The following is an 11,358-nucleotide window of genomic DNA, read 5'->3' on the forward strand; positions in this document are numbered from 1 at the left end:
CCGTCCGTCGCCTCGACCATCACGTAGCTCGTGAGCTGGTCGGGGGCGATGACCGCCTGGATCTCCGGCATCTCCTTCTCGGCGAGCATGTCGGCGACGGTCCGCTCCTGGCTCGCGGTGGTCTTGACCGAGAAGATCGGCATCAGACGCCGACCCCCGGCAGGAGGCTCATGATCGCGAACATCAGGAAGCCGATGAAGCCGACGAGGAGGATGCCGGCGCCGGCGATCTTCGACACCTGGAGGAACTCGTCGGTGCTCGGCGTGCTCGCGAGCTTCAGCACCCGAACGTAGCTGTTGAGGTCGTACGGAACATCCATGTTACGACGCGCTTCGGGGCGAGACGGTTTTTACCTTTTGATGCGAGGCGATCGTCTCGCTCGCGGGGAGACCGCGGTCTAACGAGGGCGCCGGCGAACGCGAGCGGGAACGCTGTCGGGACGGGACGCGTCGCCGACGCCTCACTCCACGTAGTCGATGTCTTCCATCTCCCCGGACGCCCCCTCCGGCGGCTCGCCGTTGCTGCCGTAGATCTGCGGCGACTCGACGCCGGTGACGACGATCATGGTCCGCATTTCGCCCTCCAGTTCGTCGTCGACCGAGGTCCCCCAGATGATCCGCGCGTCGGGGTCGATCCGGTCGTAGATCTCCTCGACGACGCCCTCGGCCTCCTCGATGGACATGTCGGTGCCGCCCGTGACGTTCACGAGCGCGGAGTTCGCCCCGGAGATATCGACGTCGAGCAGCGGGGAGCGAAGCGCCGACTTCACGGAGTCTTGGGCCTTCGAGTCGGAGTCGGACTCGCCGAGCCCGATCATCGCGACGCCGCCCTTCTCCATGACGGTGCGGACGTCGGCGAAGTCGAGGTTGACGAGCCCGGGCATCGTGATGAGCTCCGTGATCCCCTTCACCGAGCGCATCAGCACCTCGTCGGACACCTTGAACGCCTGCCGGACCGGGAGCTTCCCCACCGCGTCGAGCAGGCGGTCGTTGGGGACGACGATGACCGTGTCGCTCACGTCGCGGAGGCGTTCGAGGCCGGCCTCGGCGTTCGTCCGTCGGACCTCGCCCTCGGCGGTGAACGGCGTCGTGACGATGGCGATGGTGAGCGCGCCCGACTCGCGCGCGGCCTTCGCGACGACCGGGGCCGACCCCGTGCCGGTGCCCCCGCCGAGCCCGGCGGTGACGAACACCATGTCGGAGCCGTCGATGGCGTCCTGGATCTCCTCTTGGGACTCGATGGCGGCCTCCTCGCCGACCTGCGGGAGGGAGCCGGCGCCGCGCCCCTGCGTTTTCTGTTGGCCCATGAGGATCTTCGTGTCGGCGTCGATGTTGACGAGGTGTTGAACGTCGGTGTTGGCGGCGACGAGCTTCGCGCCGTGGATCCCCTCCTCCCGCATCCGGTTCACCGTGTTGCCGCCGGCGCCCCCGCAGCCGACGACGGTGATGTTGGTCTGCAGGTCCTGGAGGACGTCCTGCAGCTCGTCGTCGGTCATCGTTCCGGACTGCGGCGGGGCGCCGGCGGTCGCGTCGTTCGCGCCGGCGCCGGCCTCCCCGGCGTCGTCGGCCGGGGATTCCTCGGCTTCGTCGATGGCGTCCTCTACGATGGAGTCCATTATGTGGTGTGGTTGCGACCCGGACGTATTTATTTTTGCCCGATCGTCTGACGCGGGTCAGACGGGCGAGATCGGCGCCGGTGCGGAGAGGCGATCGTCGTCGCCGGTGCGGGGAAGCGGTCGCTCGGAACGCTCGTTTCCCTCGGAGCTCACTCGTCCGCGTCCGCCGCGTCGACCGGGAAGCGCTCCGTCCGCGCCCGCGACACCTCCTCCGGCTCCACGGTCTCCCCGTCGACCTCGACCGGTTCGCCGTCGGCGAGCCGGCCGAACGCCGGTCCGGCCGGGACGCCGCGGTCCAGCGCCAGGTCGGGGTCGAAGGCGGTCTCGCGGGCGATCACCGCTTCGTCCGTCACCTCGATCTCGTCGTATCCCGCCGCGAGCACTCCCGCGAGGTCGTCGACGAGGTCGGCGTAGCCGGGAGCGTCCGCGGCGGCAGGGAGGGCGACTGCGCCGGCGGCGCGAGTCCCGGCCTGTTCCGTGTCGAACGCGACCGCGTTCCGCTCGACCGCGTCGCGGGCCGCCGCCGGATCGATCCCCTGTGCCCGCGACAGGAGCTCCGTCGGGAGTTCGCGGACCCGGACGGCGTCAGGGGTCGACTCTGCGGGGACGACGTCGCCGAACCGGAGCCCGTCGTCGACGGTCGCGAGGTCGGCTTCCAACCGTTCAACCAGGGCGAGCGGGCGGTCGCCGACTTCTCGGACCCACGTCTCGCTCACGACGCGGTGCCCGAGGTCATCGACGACGGCCGCGAGCTCGGGCCTGTCGCCCTCGATCACGGCGCGGTCGGCGCGGCTGCGCGCGAACGCCTGCTCGATCGTCTCGCGGTTCGCCTCGGGCGCGCCCATCTCGCCGAGCGCCCAGTCGGCGCCGACGTGGCCCACGGCCCACGCCGTCTCGCGGACGATCCGCGTGAACCGCGGCGCGTAGTGGCCGCCGCCGAAGCCGACGACGTGGCGGGGGGAGGCGTCGCGCGCGTCGTCGACTGCGTCCTCGGCTCGGGTGTCGGCCAGGTCCGACCCGGTGCCCCGCAGGTCGAGGACCGCCCGCGCGACCGCCTCGGCCGCCTCCGGGTCCTCCCACTGCGGCTCGTCGGAGCCGAGCTCGACGAACAGCGAGGGGACCGACACGTGGGTCGGCCCGTGGTGCGTGCACTCGATGCCGACATCGTACCCCTCGGGCGCGTGCGTTGCCAAGGCCTCGACGACCCGCTTCTCGGCGCCGGGAGCGGCGGTCGCGAGCGCCTCCGGCTCGCCGCCGTACGGCGCCGACCCGAAGTTGCCGGTGACGTGCGCGGTCAGGAGCTCCCCCGTCTCCCCGGAGTGTCTGGAGACGAAGACGAGGAAGTCGATATCGGCGTCGGGTTCGTCGGCGTTTTGCCCGTCGCCCTCGCGGCCGCCGCCGAACGCGGCGGCCGGGTCGTCGAGTTCGATGTGGAGGTCGTCGAACTCCCGGAGTTCGAACCCGTCGGTCCGGTAGTAGGTCCCGCCACCCGCGGCGTCGGGGCGCGTCTCGTCCTCGCGGCGCTCCCAGTCGCCGACCGCCAGCAGGCGCTCGCCGATGTGCTCGGAGGCGCTGTCGGCCCGGCTGACGACGATCGCTATCACGGACACCGGTCGGGGACGGGCGACCGAATAGGCGTCGGTTTAATCGTGAGAGGACATCGCGTGATCGGTGTCGGGTGCATCTGCGGCTACGGTTGACCGTTTGTTTCCGGTAGCTGGTGACAGAGCAACGGTTAACGCCGGCAAAGCCCCAGCCGTGAGGCGGGCACACGCTCGCTGCGGTCCTCGGTCGCTCGCGTCGCTCGCTCCCTGTGGTCCTTGCGTCGTCATCAGAACGCGGAGCGTTCTGATTGGCTCACGAGAGCTCTGCTCTCGTGAACGCCTGCGCCCGCCTCACGGCTGCCCCTTTGAGTCCCGCCCCGCACCGCTCCGCACAGCACCTCACGCCTCCCCAGCCTCGCGGCTCCCTCCGGTCGCCGCGTCCCTCGCGCGTGCTGGCTCGCGGCCTGCCGGCCGCTCGCAGGCACGCACCACCGCCCTCATAGCCGCGCGCTACCGCTGATGCTCGACTGTCATTTGTATATAAATAGCGTCGCTCGTCTGCTACCGGTTCAGGGTGATCTCGCTCGCGCTCACGGGAACAGCAGATACGCGAAGACGCCGTACCCGACGACGAGGACCGCGCCGTCGAGGCGGGAGATCCGCTCGCCGCGGTACATGAGCCCGACGAGGAGAGCGGTGAACGCGAGCAGCGCAGGAAACTCGAAGCCGCGGACGCCGGGGGAGACGCCGATCGGTCGGATCACCGCGATGATCCCGATGACGGCGAGGACGTTGTAGATGTTCGACCCGACGACGTTGCCGACGCTGAACTCGGCCTCGCCGCGGACGGCGGCAACGACGCTCGCCGCCAGCTCGGGCAGGGAGGTGCCCAGCGCGAGCACGGTGAGCCCGATGAAGATGTCGGAGAAGCCGGCCGCCGAGAGCAGCGACTCGCCGCCGTCGATCAGCCACTGCGAGCCGAGCAGCAGCGCGGCGATGCCGGCGACGACGGCGGCGACGTCGCGGAGGCTCGCGTCCGGCATCTCGGCGCGCTCCGCGGTGGAGATGCCGGACTGCGTCTGCCGGATCCGGCGCATGACCACGACCGTGAACGCGACGAGCGTCCCGAGCATGAGGAGCCCGCCCGGCCGGCCGATCCGACCGTTCCAGCCGAGCCCGACGAGCAGCAGCGCGGCGAGCACCATGAACGGGACGTGGCGCTCGAACACCGTCTCGGAGACGTCGAGGGGGCGGATGAGCGCCGAGACGCCGAGCACGAGCCCGATGTTGGCGATGTTCGAGCCGAGGATCGTCCCGAGCCCCACGTCCGTCGACACCGTCACGGCGCCGAGCAGCGAGACGAACAGCTCGGGGGCGGTCGTCGCGAACGCGATGACGGTGACGCCGACCGTCGACGCCTTCAGGCCGACTGCGAGCGCCAGGTCGCTGGCGCCCTTGACGAGCAGTTCGGCGCCAGCGTAGAGGAGGGCGGCGCCCGCGACGAGGAGCAGCAGTTCAGTGAGCGGCGACCCGAGCAACACGGCTCCCGGTTGTCGGTGGCATTTTAAAAAGCGTCGTGGTTCGGGGCGGTCGGACCGCGGCCGCCCCGGGCCCGTCGGATCGGGTCCACCGGTCCAAGCCGGCCGATTCAGGCCCGCGTCGCGCGGAACTCGCCGTGTTTCATCCCGACGGCGAACGCGACGGCGCCGAAGACGAGCATCGACGGCAGCACCATCATCAGCGTCGTCCCGATCCCCATCGGCGTTCCGACGGCGACGCCGGCGGTACCGAGGGCGATGATCAACGCGACGATCCCGGCCGCGCGGGGCAGGTCGAACTCCATGCACGGGATACGGTTCGCGCGAACCTAAGCGTTCGGCTCCCGGTCGACCGGAGCCGGCGAACCGATCGACCCGGCCGATGCCTACGGAAATCGCTCCCTCGCGGCCCGCTCGGCGCCCGCACGGTTCACGCCTCGATGATCTCGTCGTCGTCGCTCTCGTCCGGCAGCGTCAGCTCGCCCTCCGTCGAGACGACCGCGCGGCCGCCGACCCGGACCGCGTCCCCGTCGACGCGCACCCTGACGTGCCCGGGCCGGTCGAGGAAGTGGCCCTGTTCGAAGCGGAGCTCCTCGGGGAAATCGCCGTCGAACGCGTCGACGGCCCGGAGGTACGCCCCGACCGCGCCGCTCGCCGTGCCCGTCACGGGGTCCTCGGCGACGCCGACCGCGGGCGCGAACGCCCGGCCGTGGAGCGTCGACTCCGCGTCGAGCGCGTCGAACGTGAACGCGTAGATCCCGGCGGCGTCGTGCGCATCTGAGATCGCCTCGACGGCGGCCGCGTCGGGCTCGGCCTCCCCGAGCCGCTCCAAGAAGTTGACCGGGACGACGAGCCACGGGAGCCCGGTCGAGGCGACGGCGACCGGGAGGTCGGCTCCCACGTCGCGGAGGGCCGCGGGGTCGATCCCGAGCGCGCCGCCGAGGCGGTCGGCGTCGAGTTCGGCTTCGCTCACGACGTCGACCGTCGGCGGGTTCTGCCGCATCCAGACGGTGCCGTCGTCGTCGATCCGGATCTCGAGGTCGCCGACGTTCGTCCGGAGGGTGCGCTCTCCGGCGTCGACCTCGCCCGCGGCGTACAGCGCGGCGTAGCTCGCGATCGTGGCGTGGCCGCAGAGGTCGACCTCGGTGGAGGGAGTGAAGTACCGGACCCGCTCGTCGGCGCCGTCGCCCGCGTCGGACAGGAACGCGGTCTCGGAGGCGCCGAGCTCGGCGGCGACCCTCCCCATCCGGTCGTCGCTCAGCCCCGCGGCGTCCGGCACCACGCCGGCGACGTTCCCGGCCAGCGGTTCGTCCGTGAACGCGTCGACGAGCAGCGCGCGTCGCGTCTCCATGCCTCACCCTCGTGGGGACGCCTCAAAAGGGTCCCGAGCCGGGGCGATGTCAACCCTTTTGCCCCCGACGGCGGATGTACCCCTATGGGCCTCTTCGACCGGTTGCGCGGGACCGACACCCCGCGCGTAGCGTTCCTCGGGATCGACGGTCTCCCGCACGGTCTCGTCGCCGACAACCCGGACACGTTCCCGACGCTCTCCGCGATCGGCGACGCCGGCGACGCCGGGCCGATCGACAGCGCCGTCCCGCCGGAGTCGAGCGCGTGCTGGCCCGTCCTCACCAGCGGTCGGAATCCCGGCGAGACCGGAGTCTACGGGTTTCAGGACCGAGAGATCGGCACCTACGACACCTACGTGCCGATGGGGAGAGACGTGCAGGCGACTCGGGTCTGGGACCGCGCCACCGACGCCGGACTCGACGCGACGGTGATGAACGTCCCCGTCACGTTCCCCCCGCAGCGGACGGTCCAGCGGATGGTGTCGGGGTACCTCTCGCCCGACCTGGACAAGGCCGCTCACCCCGAGGAGCTCCGCGAGTACCTGACGGGAAGCGACTACCGGCTGTCGGTGAACGCGAAGCTCGGGCATAAGGCGGACAAGTCGGCGTTCATCGAGCACGCCCGCGAGACGCTCGACGCCCGCGCCGCCGCCTTCTCTCGGTACGTCGAGCGCGACGACTGGGACCTGTTCGTCGGCGTGTTCACGGCCCCCGACCGGATCAACCACTTCCTGTGGGGCGACTACGCGGAGTCGGGCGAGTACCGCGAGGCGTTCCTCGACTTCTACGCCGCGCTCGACGAGCACGTGGGCGCGATCCGGGAGGCGCTCCCGAACGACGTCCGCCTCGTCGTGGGGTCGACGCACGGCTTCACGCGCCTCCGCCACGACGTCTACTGCAACGAGTGGTTAGAGCGGGAGGGGTGGCTCTCGTACACCGACGGCGACGACCACGGCGCGCTGACGGACATCGACGGCGACACCCGCGCGTACTCGCTGGTCCCCGGCCGGTTCTACCTCAACCTGGAGGGCCGCGAACCGGACGGAGTCGTCCCCGAGTCGGAGTACGAGTCCGTCCGCGCCGAACTGCAGGACGCCCTCGAATCGTGGGAGGGCCCGGACGGGCGACCGGTCGCGAGGCGTGTCGTCGAGCGCGAGACCGTCTTCCGCGGCGACCACGACGAGATCGCGCCGGACCTCGTCGTCATCCCGAACGAGGGGTTCGACCTCAAGTCCGGCTTCCGCCCCCACGACGAGGTGTTCGACCCGGACGGCCCGCGGACCGGGATGCACACCTTCGAGGACGCCGCTCTCTTCATCGACCACCCGGACGCGAAGGTCGAGGACGCGGACCTGCTCGACGTCGCGCCGACCCTCCTGCGGCTCCTCGACATCGACTACGGGCGGACCGACCTCGACGGCGCGAGCCTGATCTGAGATGGAGCGGACCCCGGACGGGACCCCGGTCGGCGTCGACGACCCGTACGCGGTCGCCGGCGTCTGCGACCACTTGACCGACGACGGCCGCTGCCGGTTCGCGCTGACGCGCGCCGGCGACGACCCCGAGTTCGCCGCGGACCGACGCGCCGACGGGTACGCCTGTCACGTCGGTCCCGACGGCGCGTGGCGGCGGTGTCCCCACTACCGCTCGACGACCGACGGCCGCGAGTGCCGCCGCTGCGGGCTCGAAGAGGTCCGGATCGCTCACGACGACGCCCGACCGTTGGTGGAGGAACACCACCTCTCGTACGGCGGCGCGAGCGACGGGGAGACCGACCGCGAGAGAGCCGACGACGGGGACAGCGACGGAAACGCTGACAGCGATCGAGCCGACGACGCCGGCCCCCACGAGATCACGGTCGCGCTGTGTCGCTGGTGTCACACCAAGGTCCACAAGTCGTTCGCGCGGATCGACGACGACGCCAGTCCCGATCCCGAGGCGATCGCGGAACGCGAGGGGCGCCGGAGCAAGGAGCGGTCGGAATCGGCCTTCGAGACGGCCGGTGAGCGGTTCGACCAGAGCGGGTAGCCCGGTCCGCGTCGCCTCCGGCGTCGAGGTCGGATCCCCGTCTCAGGCGTCGTCCGGCTTCGGCCGGATCAGGTTCGCGAGGGCGACGAGGGCGCCGAGGAACCAGCCGAGCGGCACGGAGATCCCGACCCACATCAGCACGTAGCCGAGGCCGGCGACGCCCCACTGCTCGCCGAACGTCTCCAGGTCGAAGGCGCCGCGGAGCGTCTCGTTGATCCCGCCGACGCCGAGGAGCGTGTCGAGGATCCAGACCGCGAGGTCGTAGCTCGGATCTAAGACGAGACCGGAGATAGCGGGCGTGAGAAGCGCGGCGACCACCGGCGGGAGGAAGATCGCGGTCATCGCGAACGGGTACGCGAGGAGGACGCTGACGAACCGCCCGCCGACCTTCGAGAAGCCGGCGGCCGCGCCCGCGGAGACGACGGCGACGACGCTCGCACCGCCGATCCCGAGCATCACCGCGGTCGGCAGCTGGAAGTGCGCGAGGAGGGTTAGCGATCCCCAGACGAGCGTCGCGACGACCACGACGCCCACCACGCCGATGCGGGCGACCGCCGAATCGAGCTTCGCGGCGTAGAACCGCGTGGCGAACCCGACGAGCAAGAGCGGGTACGTGACCGCGACGAGCGGGCCCCCGATCAGCGCCCAGAGGTAGTATCCGACCGACTGGACGGTCGTCTCCGGTTTCCACTTCCCCAGCACCGAGCTCGGATCGAGCTGTCGCGGGAAGACGACCTCCATCCACGTCTCGTGGAGCCGGACCACGTCAAGGAGGAGCGCTTCCACCAGCCCCGTCTGTCCTCGGCGTTCCATTTGACTCACCTCGCACACGCCACACCGTGAACTTTGTGCCTTCGCCCGCGGATCTGATACCCGGCGCGCCACCGATTATCAGACCGTGATCCCCGCGCCGATACGCTTAATCGTCCTAACGGGCCCCTCGGCGCATGCACAGACGTGGACTGCTCACGGCGATGGCCGCGTCGGAGGCCGGGTACGAGGGCGAGGCACCGGAGTCGTTCACCGTCGAGCAGGAGTTCGACGCGACGGGGGTGAACGCGCAGGTGTCGGCGACGACGTGGGTCGCCGGGTACGAGAATCGGAACGACGGGTCGGCGCTGTTCGTGGCGAGCACGCCCGACGCGTCGATCGGCGGCCGGTCGGTCAATCCCTTAGTCCGCGCGGGAGACGCGGGGCTGATCCGCCGGCTGTTAGAACGGGTCAACCGGCGCGGGATCGGCGGCGAGGGCACCGAGGTACGGGCCGAGGACATCGAGGAGAGGGGGTCGGAGACCCGGACCGTCCTCGGTCGCGAGACCGAGGTATCGATCCTCGAAACGACGGTCGACGCGGAGACCGGCGCCGGCGCGGGCGACGGTCAGAGCGGCGGCGTCGAAGACGTACCGGTGTTCGTCTACGTCGCGACCGTCCGGCACGAAGGGGACGTGGTCGCGCTCGTCGGCGTCCACCCGACCGCGGTCGACGCCGGTGGCGACCTCCTCTCGCTGATGGTACAGGTCGAACACCCGTCGTCGGGCTGAACGCCAGTCCGGTTTTTGAGCGCTGTTAATCGCCGTGAGGCGACGGATCAGATCTCCCGACCGGAGTCGGTTCGTCGACCATGTTTCCGCGATCAGAAACATCCATCTCCGTAACTGATTTAATAAACAATCAACCGAGTGAGCGTTTCCACGACACGAGACGGTGGCAGCGTAGCGAACTCGTCTGATGTCGCGATGCGAGCGCTCCGTAGCTCCGGCTCCGTCGATCGTGGCCCTTCACGATGGACCGAAGTAGCCTAACTCAGTACCGACCGGTTGCCGTCCTCGTCATGTGTGTCATTGTTGTGTCAGTTGCTGCGGTGGGAGTAGCTCAGGCATCAGCTGAAACGGATGCAAGAGGGTCACCCAATATAACGGACTCAGGTGATACCGAGAATTTGTTCTCATTTGAGAACAGGCATTCTATTTCTAATATTGAGATCAGAACAGATAATGAAAAATCATCTGGAGGAAATGTGACATTGTATATAAATTTGATAGAATTGAGGAATGCAAATATTGATCTGTCTGAAGTAGCGATTGGGGACACAGAAGTTCGAAATGGACGGGTTATTGGAACAAATAAAACCAGAAACGATAACCAGACTATACACAAAATAAAAATTAATCAGTCAAATACCAGCAATCCTATTCAGGTTGACTCAGTGCAATTGGCTGGAGTTAATGGAACAAATGGAAAAAAAGCAGGAGACATCCAATACAGGCTAGGTATAGCAGATGCCAATTCTACAGTTGGGTATAAGGATTTGGAATCTGATGGACAAATAAGGCAATCTGAAAAATTTGATTTTGTTGATGGCTCAATTACGGTCCGCGATCAAGCGACCGCCTCAACAACGCTTCGTAAAAACAGTAGGACCTCAGTTGGAGTAACAGTCAGTAAGGTCGTTTCAAATGCAAACTCAACGATTGTTCTCGCTAATGAAAATGGGGATATTCTTAGTTATAAGTCCCGCACAGTGCAGGAATTGAGTAGCAAAAACGGTCTATCTCTTAATACATCAACCCTTGGCGGGAGTTTTAACGTGTATCTTATACCAGATAGCAGAGTTGGAACTCAACTGGACGGTACTGACAAGGACACACTAGATCAAATAAAACAGTCAGCAGTCGCCGAAGACGAATTTCAAATGTACTTAGGGACGGTCCAGTTTAATAATCAAGAATACGAATCAAGAAGGATTACCAATATCACAAATATAACTTCCGAGGTGCGTGATATATCTGAAGCAAATACACCATACATCGTCTCAATTCACCCTATTACTGCCGATGGTGAAATTATATATAGTGATTATATAGGATATTCAAATGTACTTACTGGTGTAAATGATGGTTTGACAGTTCCTGTCAGGAATATCAGTGGTGACAGAGGTTCGATTTGGCACAGTAACCGATATGCAGCCACTATCCGACTTGCACCAAGGCAAAAGGTCGGCGAACCAGTTAATTTGAATTCAACATACCTGTTACCAAATTCGGATATTAAAAAACAGTTTATCGAGGGAGGTGTTTCAGATAGTTCGGATATTCATATTTCTAATGTCCATTCAAGTCAAGTGGGTAGTAGTGAAGTAGATCGTCTATTCAATGGAACAAAATCTGATAGAGATCGAGTATACTCCGGCGAGGTGATAGGGTATAGAAATGAATTATCACAAGAAAACGGTCGCGTTAAGTTTGGCGTGAATTGTGATAGACGGCGAAGGCTTCGAGCCAGTT

General features: G+C 66.5%; 11 protein-coding genes and 1 pseudogene. 4 read left to right on the forward strand and 8 right to left on the reverse strand.

Annotated features, from left to right (window positions below; translation table 11 throughout):
• From SD626R_RS12685 to SD626R_RS12715, 7 genes and pseudogenes are all read right to left on the reverse strand, one after another.
• A pseudogene (locus tag SD626R_RS12685) lies at positions 1–143 on the reverse strand (transcription elongation factor Spt5); the annotation flags it as partial.
• Positions 143–319 carry a protein translocase SEC61 complex subunit gamma gene (locus SD626R_RS12690; RefSeq protein WP_092566712.1) on the reverse strand — a complete coding sequence of 59 codons (177 nt, stop codon included), beginning with the start codon at positions 317–319 and terminating at the stop codon, positions 143–145. The pseudogene SD626R_RS12685 and the gene SD626R_RS12690, both read right to left, overlap by 1 nt.
• A 141-nt stretch (positions 320–460) precedes the next feature.
• Positions 461–1,615, reverse strand: coding sequence for a cell division protein FtsZ (gene ftsZ, locus SD626R_RS12695; protein ID WP_092566713.1), 1,155 nt, complete (start codon positions 1,613–1,615; stop codon positions 461–463).
• 149 nt (positions 1,616–1,764) lie between these two features.
• Complete coding sequence (locus SD626R_RS12700; RefSeq protein ID WP_092566714.1) at positions 1,765–3,219, reverse strand: D-aminoacyl-tRNA deacylase; 1,455 nt, start codon at positions 3,217–3,219, stop codon at positions 1,765–1,767.
• Positions 3,220–3,749: 530 nt separating this feature from the next.
• Positions 3,750–4,700 (reverse strand): calcium/sodium antiporter, encoded by a 951-nt coding sequence (locus SD626R_RS12705; RefSeq protein ID WP_092566715.1) that lies wholly within the window; start codon positions 4,698–4,700, stop codon positions 3,750–3,752.
• Between the two features lie 107 nt (positions 4,701–4,807).
• The gene (locus SD626R_RS12710) at positions 4,808–5,002 is read right to left on the reverse strand and encodes a DUF7333 family protein (protein WP_092566716.1); all 195 of its coding nucleotides are present in this window, start codon (positions 5,000–5,002) and stop codon (positions 4,808–4,810) included.
• Between the two features lie 125 nt (positions 5,003–5,127).
• Positions 5,128–6,048 carry a PhzF family phenazine biosynthesis protein gene (locus tag SD626R_RS12715; RefSeq protein WP_092566717.1) on the reverse strand — a complete coding sequence of 307 codons (921 nt, stop codon included), beginning with the start codon at positions 6,046–6,048 and terminating at the stop codon, positions 5,128–5,130.
• Between the two features lie 84 nt (positions 6,049–6,132).
• Here SD626R_RS12715 and SD626R_RS12720 point away from each other — a divergent pair, with 84 nt between their 5' ends.
• Complete coding sequence (locus SD626R_RS12720; protein WP_092566718.1) at positions 6,133–7,482, forward strand: alkaline phosphatase family protein; 1,350 nt, start codon at positions 6,133–6,135, stop codon at positions 7,480–7,482.
• A 1-nt stretch (position 7,483) separates the two neighbouring features.
• Positions 7,484–8,074: a DUF7097 family protein gene (locus SD626R_RS12725; RefSeq protein ID WP_092566719.1), complete on the forward strand. Its 591-nt coding sequence runs from the start codon at positions 7,484–7,486 to the stop codon at positions 8,072–8,074.
• A 42-nt stretch (positions 8,075–8,116) separates the two neighbouring features.
• Here the strand turns inward: SD626R_RS12725 and SD626R_RS12730 are convergent, their stop codons facing one another.
• Positions 8,117–8,860, reverse strand: coding sequence for a hypothetical protein (locus SD626R_RS12730; protein WP_092566721.1), 744 nt, complete (start codon positions 8,858–8,860; stop codon positions 8,117–8,119).
• 161 nt (positions 8,861–9,021) lie between these two features.
• Between SD626R_RS12730 and SD626R_RS12735 the strand changes: the two genes are divergently transcribed.
• Both SD626R_RS12735 and SD626R_RS16525 read left to right on the forward strand, forming a co-directional pair.
• Positions 9,022–9,615, forward strand: a complete 594-nt coding sequence (locus tag SD626R_RS12735; protein ID WP_092566720.1) for a DUF6517 family protein — start codon at positions 9,022–9,024, stop codon at positions 9,613–9,615.
• Between the two features lie 242 nt (positions 9,616–9,857).
• The coding region (locus tag SD626R_RS16525; protein WP_141651437.1) for a hypothetical protein at positions 9,858–11,358 on the forward strand (1,501 nt) is incomplete at its 3' end.

Source organism: Halorubrum sp. SD626R, assembly GCF_001261915.1.
Taxonomy (GTDB): Archaea; Halobacteriota; Halobacteria; order Halobacteriales; family Haloferacaceae; genus Halorubrum.

Coding starts and splice junctions, on each gene's coding strand:
- SD626R_RS12690 (WP_092566712.1), bottom strand. CDS start 319: ATGGATGTTCCGTACGACCTCAACAGCTACGTTCGGGTGCTGAAGCTC.
- ftsZ (WP_092566713.1), bottom strand. CDS start 1,615: ATGGACTCCATCGTAGAGGACGCCATCGACGAAGCCGAGGAATCCCCG.
- SD626R_RS12710 (WP_092566716.1), bottom strand. CDS start 5,002: ATGGAGTTCGACCTGCCCCGCGCGGCCGGGATCGTCGCGTTGATCATC.
- SD626R_RS12715 (WP_092566717.1), bottom strand. CDS start 6,048: ATGGAGACGCGACGCGCGCTGCTCGTCGACGCGTTCACGGACGAACCG.
- SD626R_RS12720 (WP_092566718.1), top strand. CDS start 6,133: ATGGGCCTCTTCGACCGGTTGCGCGGGACCGACACCCCGCGCGTAGCG.
- SD626R_RS12725 (WP_092566719.1), top strand. CDS start 7,484: ATGGAGCGGACCCCGGACGGGACCCCGGTCGGCGTCGACGACCCGTAC.
- SD626R_RS12735 (WP_092566720.1), top strand. CDS start 9,022: ATGCACAGACGTGGACTGCTCACGGCGATGGCCGCGTCGGAGGCCGGG.